Below are 19,787 nucleotides of genomic sequence, written 5' to 3'. Positions count from 1 at the left end.
AGCGGGCCCGATGTGAGGTGGGAAACACTCTGACGATGATTGCCACGGGTGAGGGGCTGGACTCGGCCGTCGCCGCAGCTGCTCGCGGCGACCGAAGGGCTCTCTCCGTCGTCCTCGAAACCATCAGGCCGATCGTGGTCCGGTACTGCCGCGCGCGCGTCGGTGCAGGTGAGAGGGGTCAGCTGTCTGCTGATGACGTCGCCCAGGAGGTGTGCCTCGCGGTCATGACAGCGCTGCCGCGCTACGAGGACCAGGGCCGCCCCTTCATGGCGTTCGTGTACGGGATCGCATCGCACAAGGTCGCGGACGCCCATCGCAGCTCGTCGCGTAACAAATCCGAACCGATGGCCGATGTACCGGATGTCATGTCCATCGAGGACGGCCCCGAGCAACGGGCGCTGGATTCGGAGGCAGGACGCCGCGTGAACGAACTGCTGTCGACGCTGTCGGAGAAACACCGCGAGATCCTGGTGCTCCGGTTGGTGGTCGGGTTGTCGGCAGAGGAGACGGCCGCCGCCGTGGGTAGTACCGCAGGCGCCGTTCGTGTGGCGCAGCACCGGGCAATAGCGAAGCTGAAGAACGAAGTAGTGGGAGCAGGTGACAAGTATGGCTAGGGACTCGTGGCGCGGCAGCGCTGGAGATTCTCGGCACGGCGCCTCCGGACACGGAGCCACCGGCCGCCCCGACGCCTCCGGCGCAGGTGGCGTCGATCCCCGAGCCGTCGACGACCTCGAGTCGTCCGGCCCCGTCGACATCATGGCCGTGCGCCGTGACGACGCGCTCATCGATGCGATCGCGAGCGACGGTCCCGTCGCGACCGTCGACTCCGACGAGTATCGCCTGGCCAGTCTGCTGGCCGAATGGCGTTCCGACATCCTCGCCGACCCGCTCCCCGAGAGTCCCGATCTCGATCAGGTCGCCGCGGCGATCGATCTCGCGCTGGCCGAGGACGCGCTGCACCGTCAGCGCACGCGGAGCCGGATGCGTTTCCTGCGCCCCGTCGCCGGTGCCGCGGCCGCCGTCGCGTTCCTCGCGGGTGGTGTCACGGCGTTCTCGTACAGCGCGATGCCGGGCGATCCCCTGTGGAAGGTGAAGGAGGTCGTCTTCACCCAGCAGGCCGATTCGACGGTCGCGCAGGTCGATACCACGTCGGCGCTGCAGGAGGTCGAGGATCTGCTCGCTCGTGGTGACGCGGAGACGGCCAAGACTCGTCTGGCCGAAGCCGCACAGCGCACGGAGAGCATCCGCGACGAGGACGAGCGTGCCCAGCTGCAAATGTGGTGGACGCGCCTGTCGGACGAGTTGGCGAAGCTGACAGCGCCGGCCGCCGTTCCGCCGCCGGCGTTGCCGACCACGCCGGTCACCACGGTGCCGACCGTGCCGCAGGACATCATCCCGGAGATTCCCGTCGATCCGAGCCTGCAGCTCCCGCAGGTCCCGCTCCCGACGGAGATCCCGCAGCTGCCGACCGACATCCAGCTGCCGTTCCCGCTGCCGACGGACCTGCAATTGTTCCCGCAGGCGCCCACCACAACGGTCACCATCCCGCCGGAGATCCTGCGAGCCCCTGCGCCCGTGCCGTCGACGACGGCGGCGGTCACCCCGGACACGTCCGTGGTGCCCAACTGACCTCGAGTCACCGACCACGTGCACGACGAAGGCCCGCAGACACTGTCTGCGGGCCTTCGTCGTGAGGTGGTGTCGCGCGCCGACGTCCTAGGAGTCGTACCCGTCGCCCTGGAGCGCGTCGTTCATGGACGCATCCGCGTACCCGCGGCAGTAGTCCCACGTGACGTACGCGTCGGGAATGGGGTCGTACGCGGGCTCGTGGGGACGCACCGTGCCGTCGACGAGCAGCTGCAGCAGGTTCGCGCGCAGCATGTCCCAGTCGTGGTAGTGGTCCTGCTGGCAGTCCTCGCAGCACACGACGAGGCCTCGCACGCCGCGGTGGGCGAGCAGTGCCTCGTAGACGGCGAGATCCGCGAGATCCTCCTCGACCGCCAGGCGTTCCTGGGGATCGAGGGGCTGTCCGGGCTCGATGGCGTCGAGGGCGGCCGAGGGGTCGGCTGGATCGCCGGCGAAGGGATCCGGCGGCAGACCTGGAGGCAGTTGATCGCGCACACGTCCACGGTACGCAGCAAGTGCCGGTCTGCGCCAGCGCTACACGGCTCCGCAGGGGTCCGGCTGCCTCCGGCGCACGGGGTGACCTGCGCCGGGCGGGGGACCGATACGATGTACCGCGAGCGGACGAGGGAAGTCCCCGGCTCGCACATCGATCGACCGCAGCTCAGGAGGGCCCGATCCGTATGAGTACCCCCGACAGGCCCGTGACCGCCGCAGAGGACTCGACCGCCCGCGTCGAGGCGACCCGTGTCCGCACCGGTGGCGACGACCCGAACAAGGTTGCCATGCTGGGCCTCACCTTCGACGACGTTCTCCTCATACCCGCCGCATCGGATCTCATTCCGAGCAAGGTGGACACGTCCAGCCAGCTCACCCGCGAGATCCGGCTGCGCGTCCCCCTGGTGTCCAGCGCCATGGACACCGTCACCGAGGCACGCATGGCCATCGCCATGGCTCGCGCCGGCGGTATGGGCGTCCTGCACCGCAACCTGTCCGCGGCCGATCAGGCGGCGCAGGTCGAGGTGGTCAAGCGGTCCGAGGCCGGCATGGTCACGGATCCGGTGACGTGCTCGCCGTCGGACACGCTCGCCGAGGTCGACGCGCTGTGCGCCAAGTTCCGCATCTCCGGCCTGCCCGTCACCGACGAGCGCGGCGAACTGGTCGGCATCATCACCAACCGCGACATGCGGTTCGAGGTCGACCAGAACCGCACCGTCGCGGAGGTCATGACCAAGGCTCCGCTGGTCACCGCGCGCGAGGGTGTCACGGCCGACGCCGCGCTGGGGCTGCTGCGTCGTCACAAGATCGAGAAGCTGCCCATCGTCGACGGACACGGCCGGCTCACCGGTCTGATCACCGTCAAGGACTTCGTCAAGACCGAGCAGCACCCCTACGCCACCAAGGACCGCGACGGTCGCCTGCTGGTCGGTGCCGCCGTCGGCGTCGGCGACGACTCCTGGTCCCGCGCGATGCTTCTCGCGGAGGCAGGGTGCGACGTGCTCGTCGTCGACACGGCGCACGGGCACAACTCCCAGGTCCTCGAGATGGTCAGCAAGATCAAGGCCGAGGTGGGCGAGCGTGTCCAGGTCGTCGGCGGCAACATCGCCACCCGCTCGGGAGCGCGCGCCCTGGTCGAGGCGGGTGCGGACGCCGTGAAGGTGGGCGTGGGTCCCGGTTCCATCTGCACCACCCGCGTCGTCGCCGGCGTCGGTGCCCCGCAGATCACGGCCATCCTCGAGGCGGTCGCGGTGTGCAAGGCTGCCGGTGTGCCCGTCATCGCCGACGGCGGACTGCAGTTCTCGGGTGACATCGCCAAGGCTCTCGCCGCCGGCGCCTCCACCGCGATGCTCGGATCCCTGCTCGCGGGCACCGCCGAGTCACCCGGTGAGCTGATCCTGGTGGGCGGCAAGCAGTTCAAGAGCTACCGCGGCATGGGTTCGCTGGGCGCCATGCAGGGACGCGGCGCGACGAAGTCCTTCTCCAAGGACCGCTACTTCCAGGACGACGTGCTGGCAGAGGACAAGCTCGTGCCCGAGGGCATCGAGGGGCGCGTGCCGTTCCGAGGCCCGCTGTCCCAGGTCATCCATCAGCTCACGGGCGGACTGCGGGCCGCGATGGGCTACACGGGGTCGAACTCGGTGGAGGAGCTGCAGGAGGCGCAGTTCGTGCAGATCACCTCTGCCGGACTCAAGGAGAGCCACCCGCACGACATCACCATGACCGTCGAGGCACCGAACTACACTGCCCGCTGACTCGATTCCGGCCGGAGTCGAGCGCCACCCGACCCACGAGGTCCGGGAGGCTTACGAGAGAGGACGCGCGTGCGCGACCTGGTGGAAATTGGCATGGGCCGCACGGCTCGACGGACGTACGAGCTCGAGGACGTGGACATCGTCCCGTCCCGGCGTACCCGGTCGTCGAAGGAGGTGTCGACGGCATGGCAACTGGACGCCTACCGCTTCGACATCCCGATCGTCGCGCACCCGACCGACGCGTTGGTGTCTCCGACGTTCGCGATCGAGCTGGGCAAGCGCGGTGGCCTCGGCGTCATCAACGGTGAGGGCCTGTGGAGCCGCCACGCCGACGTGGAGTCGGTGATCGATCAGCTCGTCGAGCTCGCGGAATCGGACGTCGACGCGGACGCGCCGGTGAAGATGCTGCAGAAGCTCCACGCCGCACCCCTGCAGCCGGATCTGCTGGCCGCCGCCGTCGCGCAGGTGCGGGAGGCCGGTGTCACGGTCGCCGTGCGCGTCAGTCCCCAGAACGCACGGTCGCTGACTCCGGCACTGGTGGCCGCGGGCATCGACCTGTTGGTCGTGCAGGGCACGATCATCTCTGCGGAGCACGTGGGGCACCTGAGCGAGGAACCGCTCAACATGAAGACGTTCATCGCCGAGCTCGACGTTCCCGTCGTGGCCGGCGGCGTGAGCGACCACCGCACCGCCCTGCACCTGATGCGGACCGGCGCCGCGGGTGTCATCGTCGGCTACGGATCCACCGAGGGTGCCACCACCACGGGCGAGGTCCTCGGTATCGGTGTCCCGATGGCCACCGCGATCGCCGACGCCGCCGCCGCCCGTCGTGACTACCTGGACGAGACCGGCGGCCGGTACGTGCACGTGCTCGCCGACGGCGGGATCTCGACATCGGGTCATCTCTCGAAGGCCATCGCCTGCGGTGCGGACGCCGCCGTGCTCGGCGCACCGCTCGCCCTGGCCGACGAGGCTCCCGGCCGCGGCTGGTACTGGCCGTCGGCAGCGGCGCACCCGTCGATGCCGCGCGGTGCGTTCCTGCCCGTGTCGTTCGGCGAGGACCGTCCGTCGCTGGACCGCGTCCTGTCCGGTCCGTCGACGGACCCGTTCGGTTCGCTGGACCTGGTCGGCGGCCTGCGACGGTCGATGGCCAAGTCGGGCTACTCCGATCTCAAGGAGTTCCAGAAGGTGGGCCTCAACATCCGCGGATAGTCGCGACCAGTTCCTGTCACCCGGATTCACACGTACGGTATCGTGGTGCCGATCACGTCCGGGTCTATCAGGAGGTCTCGATGAGCGACGCAACCACGACGAGCGCCACCCCGCACTACGACGTCCTCGTCGTGGGGTCCGGCTTCGGTGGCAGTGTCACGGCGCTGCGGCTCGTCGAGAAGGGGTACTCGGTCGGCGTTCTCGAGGCCGGGCGTCGGTTCGAGGACGACGACTTCGCGGCGACCAGCTGGGACCTGAAGAAGTTCCTCTGGGCGCCGAAGCTGGGCTGCTTCGGCATCCAGCGCGTCCACCTGCTGCGTGACTGCCTCATCCTCGCCGGCGCCGGTGTCGGCGGCGGGTCGCTGAACTACGCCAACACGCTCTACCAACCGCCGCGGACGTTCTTCCAAGACCAGCAGTGGTCGCACATCACCGACTGGCACTCCGAGCTGACGCCGTTCTACGAGCAGGCGCAGAAGATGCTCGGTGTCGTGCAGAACCCGCACATGACCCCGGCGGACCACGTCATGAAGTCCGTCGCGGACGACATGGGCGTCGGCCACACCTTCATCCAGACGCCCGTCGGCGTGTTCTTCGGCGACGAGCCCGGCAAGACGGTGCCCGATCCGTACTTCGGCGGCATGGGCCCGGACCGCACCGGCTGCATCGAGTGCGGCGAGTGCATGACGGGCTGCCGCCACAACGCCAAGAACACGCTGCTCAAGAACTACCTCGGCCTCGCGGAGAAGGCCGGCGCGGACATCGTGCCAATGACCACCGTCACCGACCTGACACCGCGACCGGACGGTTCGTGGGTCGTGTCCACCGAGCGGACCGGCGCGCGCCTGCGCAAGGGCCGTGCCACCTACACCGCGGGGCACGTCGTCCTCGCCGCCGGCACGTGGGGCACCCAGCAGCTCATGCACAAGTTCCGCGACACGGGTTCACTGCCGAACCTCTCGCCCACGGTCGGGCGCCTGACGCGCACCAACTCGGAGTCCATCGTCGGCGCGGGCAAGCTGACTTACGACCCGTCGATCGACCTCACCCGCGGTGTCGCGATCACGTCGTCGTTCCACCCCAGTGCCGACACGCACATCGAACCGTGCCGCTACGGCAAGGGCTCCAACGCGATGGGCCTGCTGCAGACGCTCATGACGGACGGCGGCGGCCGCACCCCGCGGTGGCTCAAGTTCCTCGCCGAGGTGGTCAAGAATCCCGTCCGGTTCCTGCGCATGATGAACACGCGGCACTGGAGCGAGCGCACCATCATCGCGCTGGTGATGCAGAACCTCGACAACTCCATCACCACCTTCACCAAGCGTGGTCCGTTCGGGCGTCGCCACGTCAGCAGCCGGCAGGGACACGGCGAGCCGAACCCCACGTGGATCCCGATGGGCAACGAGGCCACCCGGCGCATCGCGAAGAAGATCGACGGGATCGCCGGCGGGACGTGGGGAGAAGTCTTCAACATCCCGCTCACCGCCCACTTCCTCGGCGGCTGCGTCATCTCCGAGGACGTCGAGAACGGCGTCATCGACCCGTACCACCGCGTGCACAACTACCCGACGCTGAGCATCGTCGACGGCTCGTCGGTGTCCGCCAACCTGGGCGTCAATCCCTCGCTGACCATCAGCGCGCAGGCCGAGCGGGCCGCGTCGCTGTGGCCGAACAAGGGGGAGAAGGACCTTCGGCCCGCGCAGGGACTGCCGTACGAGCGCATCGAGCCCATCGCACCTCGCAGCCCGGTGGTTCCCGCGCACGCACCGGCGGCGCTCGTGCTGCCCATCGTCGAGATCCGGACGCCGACGAGTACGCCGCCGTCCTCGACGCGGGTCGTCAGCCACGCGGGCAGCACCGGCGCGGCATGAGGGCGGACGCGCTCTCTAGACTGTGCGCGTGACCGACTCCCCGCAGCAGGATCCCGTCCCGCCCCTCGAGAACGCGAATCCGGTGCTCGTCGTCGACTTCGGCGCGCAGTACGCCCAGTTGATCGCGCGGCGCGTCCGCGAGGCACGGGTGTTCTCCGAGGTCGTGTCGCACACGATGACGGTCGACGAGATCGCGGCGAAGAAGCCCGCGGCGATCGTGCTGTCCGGTGGTCCGTCGAGCGTCTACGCCGAAGGTGCGCCGCAGCTCGATCCGGCGCTGTTCGACCTGGACGTCCCGGTCTTCGGTATCTGCTACGGCTTCCAGGCGATGGCGGGTGCGCTGGGTGGCACGGTCACCCACACGGGCACCCGCGAGTACGGGCGCACCGACATCGACGTCTCCGGCGGAACGCTGCACGACGGGCTGCCGTCGACGCAGCCCGTGTGGATGAGTCACGGCGACGCCGTCACCGAAGCTCCCGAGGGTTTCGAGGTCGTGGCGACCAGTGCCGGCGCCCCCGTCGCCGGCTTCGAGAACCGGGCGCGACGCCTCGCCGGGGTGCAGTATCACCCGGAGGTCCTGCACTCCCCGCACGGTCAGCAGGTGCTGTCCCGTTTCCTGCACGACATCGCCGGCATCGCGCCGACGTGGACGGCGGCGAACATCGCGGACGCGCTGGTCGAGCAGGTGCGCGAGCAGGTGGGCGACGGCCGGGCCATCTGTGGTCTCTCCGGCGGTGTCGACTCCGCGGTCGCCGCGGCGTTGGTGCAGCGCGCGATCGGTGACCGCCTGACGTGTGTGTTCGTCGATCACGGACTGCTGCGAGCGGGAGAGCGCGAGCAGGTCCAGCAGGACTTCGTCGCCGCCACCGGCGCCCGATTGGTGACGGTGGACGCCGTGGACACCTTCCTGCGCGAGCTCGACGGCGTCTCGGATCCGGAGACCAAGCGCAAGATCATCGGCCGCGAGTTCATCCGATCGTTCGAGGGTGCGGTGAGCGCGGAACTGGGTGACAGTGCGGCGCACGGGGAGTCGATCGACTTCCTCGTCCAGGGCACGCTCTACCCGGACGTGGTCGAGTCCGGCGGCGGGAGCGGTACCGCCAACATCAAGAGCCATCACAACGTCGGCGGTCTGCCCGAGGATCTGCAGTTCTCGCTCGTGGAGCCGCTCCGGCTGCTGTTCAAGGACGAGGTCCGCGCCGTCGGCCGGGAGCTCGGCCTGCCCGAGGAGATCGTGGCGCGGCAACCGTTCCCCGGCCCGGGTCTGGCCATCCGCATCATCGGATCCGTGACGCCCGATCGCCTGGCGACGCTGCGCCATGCCGACGCCATCGCCCGCGAGGAGCTGACGATGGCGGGTCTGGACTCCCAGATCTGGCAGTGTCCCGTGGTGCTGCTCGCCGACGTCCGCAGTGTGGGTGTGCAGGGCGACGGCCGGACCTACGGTCATCCCATCGTCCTGCGTCCGGTGTCGAGCGAGGACGCGATGACCGCGGACTGGACCCGGCTGCCGTACGACGTGCTCGAACGGATCTCCACTCGGGTCACCAACGAGGTGCGCGAGGTGAACCGGGTGGTGCTCGACGTGACGAGCAAGCCGCCGGGCACCATCGAATGGGAGTGAGCCCGGCGGCGGACCGCCTGCGGTCGAACGGCGAGAGCTCTACTGCGAGCGAGACTTCCGGCGCCTGACGGGTGCCAGGACGAGGACCACGCCGACGACGATCGCGGCGATCACCAGGGTCCAGCCCGACGCGGCGCCGGCGACGATCGCGGTGGGGTCCGCGCCGACGAGCGTCGGGATCGCCAGCAGCAGTGCCGCCACACCGGCGATCAGCAGGACCGGTGAGGGTCCGCGGCGATCGGTACCGCTCGTGTCGTGTCCGGTCTCATCGGTCACGGTGCACCTCCAGATTTCCCAGCGCAGTGCTGGCCTCGATGGTCAGGGTCGGTCCTGCCGTCCCGTCGGATCCGCCGTCGACCCCGCCGGCTCCGATGCAGTTCGCGTTGCCGACGGCGCTACTGCAGTCGGTGACGACGTTCATGGTCGGTGACAGCAGAATCTCGGTGTTGCCGACGGCCTTCTCCACGGTCACGGTGCGGTCCTCGGTGAGGTCGAGCCCGCGCAGGTCGAGGACGAAGTTCCCCACACCGGACTCGTACGTGGGCGCCAGCGCGGCCATCGACGTGGGCGCGATCGTCACGTTGCCCATGTTCGGCGACTCGACACCGCGCAGGTCCTGCACGTCGACCAGGGACGACACGAGGACGAACCCGGCGAGCGGGGCCGCGAGAACGAGCAAGCCGTAGCCGCGCCGCAGGAACGCGCCGATGATCAGTCCGATGCCGACGACGGTCAGCGCCACCGCGCCGACACGGGGAGCGGTCACGATGGCGGCGCCCGTGGCGGCGCCGATGCCGATGGTCACGGCGGACGCGATGATGGCGAGGCCGATCACCGTGGACGTCAGGTGCGACTTCCGCGCGGGTGCGGGGACCGGGAGAACGGGGCGACCAGGTTCGGGGAGGTCCCAGGCGAACGGAGCGACCCCCAGCGGATCCCAGCTCGGCGGCGGCGGAGCGGACGGTGTGTCCGGGGTGTCCTTCGAGAACGAGACGGGCGCGGTGTGTGCGGCGGCCGGTTCCGGGACGTACTGGTCGGGAAGCGTCGAGTAGGCGTTCCAGTGCTGCGCGGCCGGACCGTGCGCAGACAGGGGAGCGCCGGCGAGCTCGACCGGTGACGGCGCGTTCGGAGTCCGACGGAACAGCAGGTACAGGGCCCCCAGCATGGCGATCGTGGACACCAGCCCCGATCCCATTCCGAGTGGTCCGACCGTGAGGACCGAGATGACGAGAGCGACGGACAGCACCACGGCCGTCGTGTGGGAGTCCGACGTGCGGCCGCGGCCGAGCAGCGACTCCGCCGGCGACACGACATCGCCGCGGCGCGGAAGCACCAGCCAGGCAGCGAGATACAGGACCAGGCCGGATCCACCGAACAGGGTGGAGACGACGAACGCGACACGGACGAGAACGGGGTCGACGCGGTAGCGGTGCCCGATTCCGGCGGCGACACCGGCACCGGGGCCCTGATCGGGCAGGCGCACGGGTCGGGTTCGCCAGATCTCGGACAGCTGGGCGGACGCGGTGGCGTGGGTCATGGATACATCCTGGGCTGCCGAGGCGTCCCGGCACATCGGGGCGAACCCTGATTTCGCCGGTGTCCACGCGTCGCGCGACTCGACCGAGATGGGGGAGAACCCCGATACCGCGGAGCCGTGAGCCGTGCCAGTATCGAGGCGTGTCCACCCTGCCCGCACAGCCTCCGCACACGCGGGAGCCCCCCGGCCGTCCGCCGTTGCCGACGCCGGCGCTCCGTCGCCGTGCCGCCGGACGTGTCGTCGGCGGTGTCGCGGGCGGTGTCGCCGATCATCTGGACGTCGACGTGTTCCGGGTGCGGGTCGTCTTCGCGGTGCTGTGCGCCGCGGCCGGCGCCGGTGCCGTCGCCTACGGACTGCTGTGGATCTTCACCTCCGCGGGTACCGACGTCCGCAGGCCGGACCGCTCGGAGAAGCGTCGCGCGTACGGGCTGATCGCCCTCGGGATCGGCGGCGCCGTCGCGCTGGGGTCGGGGCTGACGGGCAGCTCGTCCACGATCATCGCCCCTGTCGTCGTCGTCGCGCTCGGCGCCGCGCTGGTGTGGCGGGAGTTCGACGCGGCCGGGACCCGGACGGCGGACACCCGGCCTCGGCACGCACGCACGTCGGTACTCGGGTGGGCGCGCATCGTCGCCGGGGTCACGCTCGTGATCATCGGGCTCTGTGTCGTGCTCGTCGCCCGCGTGGACGTGCGGGCGCTGCAGTCGTCCCTGCTCGCCGTCGTCGTGACGCTGGTCGGGGCGGTACTGCTCACCGTCCCGCTCTGGATGCGGTTGTGGCGCGCCCTCGGTGACGAGCGCGCGGCACGCATCCGGAACGACGAACGCGAGGAGATCGCGTCGCACCTGCACGACTCCGTGCTGCAGACCCTCGCCCTGATCCAGAAGCAGTCCACCGACTCCGCCGAGGTGATGCGCCTCGCGCGCAGCCAGGAACGAGAGCTGCGCAAGTGGCTGTTCGGGGGAGACCGGGACGACCACGCGTCTCTCGTCCGCGCGTTGGCCACCATCGCCGGTGAGGTCGAGGACCACTACGGTGTGACCGTGGATCCCGTGACCGTGGGCGACGTGGCTCTGGACGAGCCGGTCGAGAGTTCGGGGTTGAGCCGTGAGGTCGCCACTGCTCTGCTCGGAGCCACGCGCGAGGCACTCGTCAACGCCGCCAAGCACTCCGGGGTGACCTCCGTCGACCTGTACGCCGAGGCGGGCTGCGACACCGTCGAGGTCTTCGTCCGCGACCGCGGGTGCGGATTCGATCCGGACAGCGTGCCGCAGGATCGCCAGGGCCTGGCGCGCAGTGTGCGGGCACGCATCGAACGCCGCGGCGGCTCGGTGCGGGTGCGGTCCGCACTCGGGCAGGGTTCCGAGATCCACATCTGTGTGCCGCGGGTGCGCGGCACGGGTACCACCGGGCACGCGGACTCCGTGCCCGACACCGCGAGAGAGGAACGGTCCGCGTGACCCTGCGAGTCTTCCTGGTCGACGATCACGGAGTGTTCCGGTCGGGGGTGCGCGCGGAACTGGGGCGCGAGACCGACATCGAGGTGGTCGGTGAGGCCGGGGGCGTCGCGGACGCGGTCCGCGGTATCGACGAGATCCGTCCCGACGTCGTCCTGCTCGACGTGCACATGCCCGACGGCGGTGGGGTCGCCGTTCTACAGTCCATCGCGGAGGGCCCGGTGTGCCTGGCGCTCAGCGTGTCCGACGCCGCCGAGGACGTCATCGCCGTGATCCGCGCCGGTGCTCGGGGTTACGTCACCAAGACCATCTCGGGGTCCGATCTCGCCGACGCGGTGCGCCGCGTCGCGGGCGGTGACGCCGTGTTCGGACCGCGGTTGGCGGGGTTCGTCCTCGACTCGTTCACCGGTCGCTCCGCGGCACCGGAACCGCCGCTCGATCCGGAGCTCGACTCCCTGACGCCGCGCGAGATGGAGGTGCTGCGTCTGCTCGCCCGTGGCTACACCTACCGCGAGATCGCCGAGACGCTCTTCATCTCGATCAAGACCGTCGAGACCCATGCCTCGAACGTGTTGCGGAAGACGCAGCAGTCCAACAGGAACGCCCTCACCCGCTGGGCACACCGACGGCGCATCGAATGAGGGCACGCACGATCGCGGCCGTCGTCGTCGGTCTCGGTGGGGTGGCCGCGGGCCTGGTGGCCGTCGTCTCGTCGATGCTCGAGACCAGCAGCATGGTGGTCGTGGGTCCCGCCTCCGCGGCGCCGATCCTGTTGTGCGTGACCGTCGTCGGAGTCCTGGTGTGCCTGCTCGCGCGGCGGTGGTGGATCGCCGCGGCGTCGGCCGTTCTCCTGGGGCTGGCCGCAGTGGTCGTGGTGCCGCTGTACGTACCGGGCGCCGCGGGAGTCGCCGATGCCGCCCCCGGTGAGTCGCTGCGCGTGATGCAGGCGAATGTCATGCTGGGAGAGGCGGATCCGCAGGCACTGGTGGCGTCGGTGCGGGAGCGCGACATCGACGTCCTCACCGTGCAGGAGCTCACCGAGGAGTCGGTGGGGGCATTCGACGCCGCCGGGCTCTCCGCCGCGTTGCCCTACCGGTTCGTGGCGCCGTATCAGGGCGGTGCGGGTGCCGCGATCTACAGCCGGTTCCCGCTGTCGAACGGCCGGGAACTGCCCGGTTACCTGCTCGCGAGCGTGACGGCGGATCTCGATGTCGGTGCGGCGCAGCCCCTCCGGGTCTACGCGGTGCATCCGGTGCCGCCCTGGCCGACACCCACCCCGGTGTGGGCGTCGGAGCTCGACATGCTCGGTGAGGAGTTGGCGCAGGCGTCGCCGGGAGCGGTGATCATCGGTGGTGACTTCAATTCCACGCACGCGCACAAGCGGTTCCGCGATCTGCTCACCGGCGGATACGTGGACGCGGCGGACGCTGTCGGTGCCGGGGTCATCCCGACCTACCCGATGGACACGTGGTACCCACCGGTGGTCGGGATCGACCATGTGGTGGTGCGGGACGCGCAGGTGCGCTCACTCGAGCCCATCGACATCGTGGGATCGGACCACCGCGGGCTCGTCGCGACCGTCGACGTCCCCTGACCGCGTCTTCGCCCCGCGAGTACGTCCGAACTGTCGTCCTGTGGGGGATGTTCGCGACAGTATGGCCGTACTCGCCAGGGACGGGGCCGGGGGCCGGGGGCCAGGGGGCGGGAGCGGGTCAGAGCACCAGGAGCAGGACGATGAGCAGGAGCAGCACCGCGCCGCCGATCGCGAGGTAGAGCGGCAGCCCGGCGGGGGCGCTGAAGGATTTGGGTTCCTTCGTCTCGAACGCGGGCGGGGAGTACGTCGGGCGCGGAGCCGGTCCGGGTGCCGGCGTGGTGGACGCCGCCGTCGGACGCGGAACCCGATCCAGAGGGGTGGCGGTGTCCGCTGCCGGAAGTCCCGTCATGGTGCGGCCGTGGATGCGTTCGCCTCGGCGGGAGGTGCCCGGGACTCGGGAGCCGCGCAGCGCCCAGAACGGGACCTGACCGTCGGCCGCGCGCAGCGGGTGGTTGATCACCGATCCGGCGTTGCCGTTCTTGCCCACGGCGAGGGTGACGAAGCGGGTGCGGACCTCGGCCATGGTGGGGCGGCGCGCGGGGTCGGGTTCGAGCATGTGCAGCAACGTGGCCGTCATCGGTCCGCTCTTGCGCGGTGGGATGATGCGCCCCCCGGCGACGCGGTGCAGCAGGGCGATGGAGTCGGCGTCGATGCCGAAGGGTGGTTGTCCCTCGGTCGCGGTGTACAGCGTGGCGCCGAGCGAGAAGACGTCGCTGGCCTCGGTGGGGTCCGCGCCGCGCGCCACCTCGGGTGCGAAGTACGCGGGGGTGCCGGTGATGACGGCGCTGTTCTCCTCGTGCGTGTCCGTCTTGGCGCGCGAGATGCCGAAGTCGCTGATCTTGACCATGCCCAGCGCGCTGCCGCGATCGGCGACCAGGATGTTGCCCGGCTTGATGTCGCGGTGCACGATGCCGGCGGCGTGGGCGGCGGTGAGGGCGTCGGCGATCTGGGCACCGATCTGGATGACCTCGTCCGGGGGCAGCGACTCGGCGATGTTGAGGGCCATCGCGAGGCTGCGGGCGGGGAGGTACTCCATGATGAGCCAGGGCTCGCCGCTGTCGAGTGCGACGTCGTGCATGGCGATGGCGTGCGGGTTGTTCAGCTGGGCCGCCATCCGCCCCTCGCGCATGGCGCGTTCGCGGATCTCGCGGGCGGCCTCGGGGGTGAGGTCCACGGTCGAGGTGGCCTGTTTGACGGCCACCTTGCGGCTGAGCAACGTGTCGCTCGCGAGCCACACCGCGCCCATTCCGCCGCCGCCGAGCTTGGAGTCGAGTCGGTAGCGACCGGCGAGGAGGTAGTCGGGTCCGATGACCGGTCGCGTGCGCCCCGAGCCGGCCACCGCTCCGCTGGGCTGCTGGTGATCAGTCACGGTGTTCGAGGTTATCGGACGAGCCGATCGAGTGCCGGGCAGGGCTGTCACCAGGACGTTTCCGGGCGTCTTGACGTTCGAACGGGCAGCGGCTTTACTGGTGTGAGCGTTCGAAAGTATGTTCGAATTCTCGGTCTTCCCCCGGGTCTCCAACGCAGTCTCGACCGTCCCGACCGGGGAGTGAGTATGCCTGTTTCCGTTGATCTCGAAGGCCTCGAAGGGCTGTCCCGCACCGAGCGGATCGAGTTCCTGCGGCGTCGTATCCGGTCCTCACCTGCGCGTGTGGCCGATGCCCCCGCTCCTGCCGCACCGGTCACCCTCACGGCCACCGCGCCTGCCCCGGATCCCGCGCCGGCCCGGGTCCGCCCGGTTCTCCCGGTCCCGGAGGCGTTGTCGGCGCTGCTCCCCGAGGGTGGGTTGGCCCGCGGCACGGTGGTCTCGGTGTCCGGCGCCGGATCGTTGCTCCTCGGGATCCTGGCGTCGGTCACCGGATCGGGACGGCACGCCGCCGTCATCGGTCTGCCGCGGCTGGGACTGTTGGCAGCGTCGGAGATGGGGGCGCATCTGCAGCGGGTGGCGCTGGTCCCGGATCCCGGGCCGGACCCGGTGGAGGTCGCCGCCGTGCTGCTCGACGGCATCGATCTGGTGGTGCTGGGGCTGGGCGGCATGTCGGTGCCGCCGTCGCGAGCGCGGGCGGTGGTCGCTCGGGCGCGCAACAAGGGCGCCACGCTGATCGTCACCGACGGACGCTGGGACGGCGCCGAGCTCCGGTTGGACGCCCGCATCCGCGGGTACGGCGGGCTCGGCTCGGGGGCCCGTACGGGTCACGGCCGGGTGCGCGCCGTGCATCTGGGCGTCGAGGTGCAGGGCCGTGCCGTCCGGCCGCGGACCGGCCGGTTGACCCTGACGTCCACGGGCGACGGGGTCGAGTGGGGATCGGCCGACTCCACCGTGTCGCATCAGGATCCGGTGCTGGAAGCGCTGCCGTCGTGAGCACCGACCGCCGGAGCCGGGTGCTGGCTCTGTGGTGCCCCGACTGGCCGGCCGTGGCCGCTGCCGCCGCGGCGGAGATCCCGGCCTCGTCGCCGGTGGCGGTGGTCTCCGCCAATCGTGTCGTCGCCTGCTCCGCGACGGCACGCGCCGAGGGGGTCCGTCGCGGCGGCCGACGCCGTGAGTCGCAGGCCCGCTGTCCGGAACTGTATGTGGCGCGGGCTGATCCGGATCGTGACGCGCGGCTGTTCGAGCCGGTCGCCTCGGCGGTGGACGAGGTGGTGCCCGGTATCGAGGTGCTGCGGCCCGGCCTGTTGCTGCTGTCGGCGCGCGGTGCGGCGCGGTACTTCGGTTCGGAGGAGGCCGCGGCGGAGCGACTGGTGGACACCGTCGCGGCGGTCGGTGTCGAGTGCCAGGTGGGGATCGCCGACGAGGTGTCGACGGCCGTCGTCGCGGCTCGGCACGGCGCGATCGTGCCGCGGGGGAGCGGCGCGCAGTTCCTGGCTCCGCTCCCGGTGGCCGAGTTGTCGGCGGAACCGTCTCTCGCGGCGCCGGAGCGGGTGGACCTGGTGGATCTGCTGGTGCGGCTGGGTCTGCGCACGGTGGGGGACTTCGGGGCACTGTCACCGGTGGACGTGGCCTCCCGCTTCGGCACCGACGCGGTCCTCGCGCACCGCAGCGCGCGAGGTGAGCCGGAGCGGCCGCCCTCGGCGCGCGTGCTTCCTCCCGATCTCGAGGTCGAGTACCGCTGCGACCCTCCAATCGATCGCGTCGACGCGGCGGCGTTCGCGGGTCGAGCCCTGGCCGAGAGACTGCACGTGACGCTGTCGGCCGCGGCCGTGGCCTGCACCCGGTTGCTGGTGCAGGCCACCACGGCCAACGGTGAACACCTCTCCCGCACGTGGCGATGCGCGGAACCGCTCACTCCCGAGGGCACCGCGGATCGCGTGCGATGGCAGCTCGACGGCTGGCTCACCGGCCGCAGTGAGAACAAGCCGACCGCCGGCATCGTCCTGCTGCGTCTCGAGCCGGTGGAGGTGGTGTCGGCGGGTGCGCTGCAGCTGGGACTGTGGGGCGGAGTCGGCGACGAGGACGAGCGGGCCCGCCGTGCCCTGGTGCGGGTGCAGGGTCTGCTGGGCGGCGACGCCGTCCAGGTGGGTGTGCTCAGCGGTGGTCGGGGGCCGGGTGAGCGCGTGACGATGCTGCCGTGGGGCGACGAGCCGGTGCCCGATGCTGATCCCTCCGCTCCGTGGCCCGGCCGGTTGCCGTCCCCGTCGCCCTCGGCGCTGATGCCGACGCGTCCGGAGATCGCCGTGACCGACGAGTCGGGAGTGGCGGTGCAGGTCACCGAGCGCGGCATGTTCGATCGCGTGCCCGGCCGGGTCGACTGGGGATCGCGGAGCTGGGTGCTGCACGGCTGGGCGGGACCGTGGGCGGCGGACGAGCGGTGGTGGGATCTCGGCGCCACCTCCACGGCCCGCCAGGTGGCACGGGCGCAGGTGCTGCTGGAGGACACCCGTGCCCTGCTGGTCCTGCACGACGGTGGACGATGGTTCGTGGAAGGGATCTACGAATGACGGCGGAACGCGCACGGGAACGCACGGGCGAGGCCACGATCCTGCATGCGGACCTCGACTCCTTCTACTCCTCGGTGGAGCAGCGGGACGACCCGTCGCTGCGCGGGCGACCCGTCATCGTCGGCGGTGGTGTGGTTCTGGCGGCGAGCTACGAGGCCAAGGCCTTCGGCGTGAAGACGGCCATGGGTAGCCGGCAGGCGCGCGCTCTGTGCCCGCAGGCGGTGGTGGTGCCGCCCCGGATGGCCGCCTACTCGCAGGCGAGCAAGGACGTCTTCGAGGTGTTCGAGAACGTCACCCCGCTGGTCGAGGGCATCTCCATCGACGAGGCCTTCCTCGACGTCACCGGGTTGGCGCGGCTGTCCGGATCGCCGTCGGACATCGCTCGGGACCTGCGTCGCACGGTGGCGGAGGACGTCGGTCTCCCCATCACCGTCGGGGTGGCGCGTACCAAGTTCCTCGCCAAGATCGCCAGTGCCGTCGCCAAGCCCGACGGCCTGCTGGAGGTTCCGCCGGATCGTGAGCTCGAGTTCCTGCATCCGCTTCCGGTGGAGCGCATGTGGGGCGTCGGCAGGATCACCGCCGACAAGCTGCACGCGCAGGGCATCCGCACCATCGGTGACCTCGCCGCGCACCGCGAGGGCGCGCTGGCCGCCGTCCTCGGATCGGCCGCGGGTCGGCACCTGCACGCCCTGTCGAACGGTGTCGACGCGCGCCGGGTGAGCACCGGCACGAGCCGGCGGTCGGTGGGTGCCCAACATGCTCTGGGGCGTCGTCACAAGACCCCGGCGGACATCGACGCAGCCCTCGTCGGACTGGTCGACCGTGTCACTCACCGCATGCGGAAGGGTCACCGGGCAGGTCGCACGATCACGCTGCGCCTGCGTTTCGACGACTTCACGCGAGCGACGCGATCCACGACGCTGAGCCGTGCGACGGCCGACACCCACGTCGTGCTCACCGCGGCCCGATCGCTGCTGGGCGCATCGATGTCGACCATCACGATGCAGGGCCTCACCCTTGTCGGCGTGGCGGTGTCGAATCTCGAGGACGGCGCCGCGATGCAGCTCGAGCTGCCGTTCGAGACGCCGGAGGACGAGCATCCGACCATAGACCGGACGGCCCTGGACGAGGCGCTCGACGGAGTGCAGCGCCGGTTCGGCACCTCCGCGCTCACGCGCGGTGTGCTGCTCGGGCGAGAGGAGCAGACATCGGTGCCCATGCTCCACGAGTGAGGGTCGGCGCCTCTGGGAGGATGGCTCGATGATCATGACGGACGGTGTGGTGGACGCCGAGGGCGTGCGGCTGCACTATCGAGATTCCGGTGGTGACGACGTGCTGGGGTCGCCCGTCGTGCTGGTGCACGGCATGGGCGGCGACGGCCACACCTGGGACGCGTTCGCGCGCACACTGGTTCGGCGGGGCCGCCGTGTCGTCGTCCCGGACCTCCGCGGGCACGGCCGCAGCGGACGCGCACGGAGTTACCTGTTCGGTGAGTTCGGCGACGACCTCGAGGCGCTCCTGGATCATCTCTCGCTGACTCGCGTCGACCTCGTCGGCCACTCCCTGGGAGGCCACGCCGCGACGCTCGTCGCCCAACGCCGTCCGACGACGGTGCGCAAGCTCGTGGTCGAGGAGGCTCCACTCCCCATCCGTCCTGGTGACGAGACCCCGTCGATCACGACGAAGTTCCCGTCCGCGCGCGAACTGTTGCACGCCACGACCAGCGTGATCCGACACCCCCGCGCCGTGCTGGCCTTCGATCGGTCGATGACCTCGTCCGCGCTCACCCAGTTCCGCGCCCCCGATCCGCTGTGGTGGGAGGCGCTGGCGCACATGGAGAGTGATGTGCTGTTGGTCGTCGGTGGTCCCACCGGCATGGTCGACCGCGCGCGCCTCGAGGCGATGACGGCGCTGGTGCCGCGCAGCCGGGTCGTCGCCGTGGACAGCGGCCACAGTGTGCATCGGGATCGGTTCGCCGAGTTCGACGCCGCGGTCGGCCCGTTCCTCGCCGAGCACCAGGAAACTCCCCGCGCCCTGTGAGGCGTCCAGAACCGACGACGTCCTCGCCGTCCCTGGCGACCACAGTCGTTACCGTCGGCGCATGACGGCACCCACCCAGCAGTTCACCGTGACCCGGACCGACGGCGAACTCGCTGCTCGGGCCCTGATGTACGCCGTGTCCGAGCTCAGCCTCATCAGGGTCACCGGCCAGGGCGGGGCCGCCTACGCGCAACTGCAGGTGTGTCCGTCGGGTGCGCGCTACCGGTCGGTCGTCGACGGGATGAGTCCACGCGCCGCGCGGGAGCTGACCAACGGATACCACGCCAACTTCCACCACCCGGTGCTCTACGCGGCGGCGCTGCGGCTGGGCGCCGTGCGGCTCGCCGAGCTGGTTCCCATGTCGCGGTCGTTGCGCGCGGTGCTCGTCGCCGCCCCGGCCGTCGCGGCCACCGCGGACATCACCGAGAACGTCGTCAACCTCTACCTCCACCGCGACACCCGCCGCATCACCGACACGACCGCGACCGTGTCGAGTGCGCTCAGCATCGTCAAGTGGGGCGGGACGGTGGGACCGTTGGCCTACATGACCGTCGGCTTCCTCCCGATCTGGGGCCGAGCCGTGCGGGACCGGTTCGCACGCGGTCGATAGGACTGCACAGCCGCCGAGCGATCCGCCGGTT

General features: G+C 70.6%; 18 protein-coding genes. 14 read left to right on the top strand and 4 right to left on the bottom strand.

Annotated features, from left to right (window positions below):
* The first annotated feature begins 35 nt into the window (after positions 1 to 35).
* Together J4E04_RS13665 and J4E04_RS13660 are read left to right on the top strand one after the other, a co-directional pair.
* Positions 36 to 614: a sigma-70 family RNA polymerase sigma factor gene (locus tag J4E04_RS13665; protein ID WP_490148816.1), complete on the top strand. Its 579-nt coding sequence runs from the start codon at positions 36 to 38 to the stop codon at positions 612 to 614.
* On the top strand, positions 607 to 1,629 hold the full coding sequence (locus J4E04_RS13660) for an anti-sigma-D factor RsdA (protein ID WP_051612918.1): 1,023 nt from the start codon (positions 607 to 609) through the stop codon (positions 1,627 to 1,629). Before J4E04_RS13665 ends, J4E04_RS13660 begins: the two co-directional genes overlap by 8 nt.
* An 87-nt stretch (positions 1,630 to 1,716) precedes the next feature.
* Here J4E04_RS13660 and J4E04_RS13655 read toward each other — a convergent pair whose 3' ends face one another.
* Positions 1,717 to 2,121, bottom strand: coding sequence for a DUF5319 domain-containing protein (locus J4E04_RS13655; protein ID WP_027503788.1), 405 nt, complete (start codon positions 2,119 to 2,121; stop codon positions 1,717 to 1,719).
* Between the two features lie 287 nt (positions 2,122 to 2,408).
* Here J4E04_RS13655 and guaB point away from each other — a divergent pair, with 287 nt between their 5' ends.
* From guaB to guaA, 4 genes are all read left to right on the top strand, one after another.
* A complete protein-coding gene (gene guaB / locus J4E04_RS13650; protein ID WP_027503787.1) occupies positions 2,409 to 3,875 on the top strand; it encodes an IMP dehydrogenase in 1,467 nt (488 codons plus the stop codon).
* Between the two features lie 69 nt (positions 3,876 to 3,944).
* Positions 3,945 to 5,087 carry a GuaB3 family IMP dehydrogenase-related protein gene (locus J4E04_RS13645; protein WP_490148815.1) on the top strand — a complete coding sequence of 381 codons (1,143 nt, stop codon included), beginning with the start codon at positions 3,945 to 3,947 and terminating at the stop codon, positions 5,085 to 5,087.
* A gap of 80 nt (positions 5,088 to 5,167) precedes the next feature.
* Entirely contained in the window at positions 5,168 to 6,958 is a 1,791-nt protein-coding gene (locus J4E04_RS13640; protein ID WP_285188612.1) for an FAD-dependent oxidoreductase, read from the top strand.
* Positions 6,959 to 6,986: 28 nt separating this feature from the next.
* Positions 6,987 to 8,585 carry a glutamine-hydrolyzing GMP synthase gene (guaA, locus tag J4E04_RS13635; RefSeq protein WP_056442621.1) on the top strand — a complete coding sequence of 533 codons (1,599 nt, stop codon included), beginning with the start codon at positions 6,987 to 6,989 and terminating at the stop codon, positions 8,583 to 8,585.
* 39 nt (positions 8,586 to 8,624) lie between these two features.
* On the opposite strand, the gene J4E04_RS13630 is transcribed toward guaA, so the two are convergent.
* Together J4E04_RS13630 and J4E04_RS13625 are read right to left on the bottom strand one after the other, a co-directional pair.
* Positions 8,625 to 8,861 (bottom strand): hypothetical protein, encoded by a 237-nt coding sequence (locus J4E04_RS13630; protein ID WP_056442488.1) that lies wholly within the window; start codon positions 8,859 to 8,861, stop codon positions 8,625 to 8,627.
* Positions 8,851 to 10,122 carry a PspC domain-containing protein gene (locus tag J4E04_RS13625; protein ID WP_490148814.1) on the bottom strand — a complete coding sequence of 424 codons (1,272 nt, stop codon included), beginning with the start codon at positions 10,120 to 10,122 and terminating at the stop codon, positions 8,851 to 8,853. Before J4E04_RS13625 ends, J4E04_RS13630 begins: the two co-directional genes overlap by 11 nt.
* Before the next feature lie 140 nt (positions 10,123 to 10,262).
* Between J4E04_RS13625 and J4E04_RS13620 the strand changes: the two genes are divergently transcribed.
* The 3 genes from J4E04_RS13620 to J4E04_RS13610 are packed head-to-tail and all read left to right on the top strand — an operon-like array spanning position 10,263 to position 13,170.
* The gene (locus tag J4E04_RS13620; RefSeq protein WP_442973075.1) at positions 10,263 to 11,579 is read left to right on the top strand and encodes a sensor histidine kinase; all 1,317 of its coding nucleotides are present in this window, start codon (positions 10,263 to 10,265) and stop codon (positions 11,577 to 11,579) included.
* A 2-nt stretch (positions 11,580 to 11,581) separates the two neighbouring features.
* Positions 11,582 to 12,217, top strand: a complete 636-nt coding sequence (locus J4E04_RS13615; RefSeq protein ID WP_037184132.1) for a response regulator — start codon at positions 11,582 to 11,584, stop codon at positions 12,215 to 12,217.
* Positions 12,214 to 13,170, top strand: a complete 957-nt coding sequence (locus tag J4E04_RS13610) for an endonuclease/exonuclease/phosphatase family protein (protein ID WP_490148813.1) — start codon at positions 12,214 to 12,216, stop codon at positions 13,168 to 13,170. Before J4E04_RS13615 ends, J4E04_RS13610 begins: the two co-directional genes overlap by 4 nt.
* Before the next feature lie 118 nt (positions 13,171 to 13,288).
* Here the strand turns inward: J4E04_RS13610 and J4E04_RS13605 are convergent, their stop codons facing one another.
* Positions 13,289 to 14,539 carry a serine/threonine-protein kinase gene (locus J4E04_RS13605; protein WP_231476091.1) on the bottom strand — a complete coding sequence of 417 codons (1,251 nt, stop codon included), beginning with the start codon at positions 14,537 to 14,539 and terminating at the stop codon, positions 13,289 to 13,291.
* A 186-nt stretch (positions 14,540 to 14,725) separates the two neighbouring features.
* On the opposite strand from J4E04_RS13605, the gene J4E04_RS13600 reads away from it, so the two are divergent.
* From J4E04_RS13600 to J4E04_RS13580, 5 genes are all read left to right on the top strand, one after another.
* Complete coding sequence (locus J4E04_RS13600) at positions 14,726 to 15,532, top strand: hypothetical protein (protein ID WP_222638771.1); 807 nt, start codon at positions 14,726 to 14,728, stop codon at positions 15,530 to 15,532.
* Complete coding sequence (locus tag J4E04_RS13595; protein WP_027503778.1) at positions 15,529 to 17,106, top strand: DNA polymerase Y family protein; 1,578 nt, start codon at positions 15,529 to 15,531, stop codon at positions 17,104 to 17,106. Before J4E04_RS13600 ends, J4E04_RS13595 begins: the two co-directional genes overlap by 4 nt.
* A complete protein-coding gene (gene dinB / locus J4E04_RS13590; RefSeq protein ID WP_490148812.1) occupies positions 17,103 to 18,338 on the top strand; it encodes a DNA polymerase IV in 1,236 nt (411 codons plus the stop codon). Before J4E04_RS13595 ends, dinB begins: the two co-directional genes overlap by 4 nt.
* Positions 18,339 to 18,366: 28 nt before the next feature.
* Positions 18,367 to 19,146, top strand: a complete 780-nt coding sequence (locus tag J4E04_RS13585; protein WP_027503776.1) for an alpha/beta fold hydrolase — start codon at positions 18,367 to 18,369, stop codon at positions 19,144 to 19,146.
* Between the two features lie 61 nt (positions 19,147 to 19,207).
* Positions 19,208 to 19,756: a hypothetical protein gene (locus J4E04_RS13580; protein ID WP_051612916.1), complete on the top strand. Its 549-nt coding sequence runs from the start codon at positions 19,208 to 19,210 to the stop codon at positions 19,754 to 19,756.
* Positions 19,757 to 19,787 lie beyond the last annotated feature (31 nt).

It is taken from the genome of Rhodococcus sp. NFXS4 (assembly GCF_058139645.1).
This window is presented reverse-complemented; position numbering and strand designations above follow the sequence as displayed.

Coding starts and splice junctions, on each gene's coding strand:
- J4E04_RS13665 (WP_490148816.1), top strand. CDS start 36: ATGATTGCCACGGGTGAGGGGCTGGACTCGGCCGTCGCCGCAGCTGCT.
- J4E04_RS13660 (WP_051612918.1), top strand. CDS start 607: ATGGCTAGGGACTCGTGGCGCGGCAGCGCTGGAGATTCTCGGCACGGC.
- guaB (WP_027503787.1), top strand. CDS start 2,409: ATGCTGGGCCTCACCTTCGACGACGTTCTCCTCATACCCGCCGCATCG.
- J4E04_RS13640 (WP_285188612.1), top strand. CDS start 5,168: ATGAGCGACGCAACCACGACGAGCGCCACCCCGCACTACGACGTCCTC.
- J4E04_RS13625 (WP_490148814.1), bottom strand. CDS start 10,122: ATGACCCACGCCACCGCGTCCGCCCAGCTGTCCGAGATCTGGCGAACC.
- J4E04_RS13610 (WP_490148813.1), top strand. CDS start 12,214: ATGAGGGCACGCACGATCGCGGCCGTCGTCGTCGGTCTCGGTGGGGTG.
- J4E04_RS13600 (WP_222638771.1), top strand. CDS start 14,726: ATGCCTGTTTCCGTTGATCTCGAAGGCCTCGAAGGGCTGTCCCGCACC.
- dinB (WP_490148812.1), top strand. CDS start 17,103: ATGACGGCGGAACGCGCACGGGAACGCACGGGCGAGGCCACGATCCTG.
- J4E04_RS13585 (WP_027503776.1), top strand. CDS start 18,367: ATGATCATGACGGACGGTGTGGTGGACGCCGAGGGCGTGCGGCTGCAC.
- J4E04_RS13580 (WP_051612916.1), top strand. CDS start 19,208: ATGACGGCACCCACCCAGCAGTTCACCGTGACCCGGACCGACGGCGAA.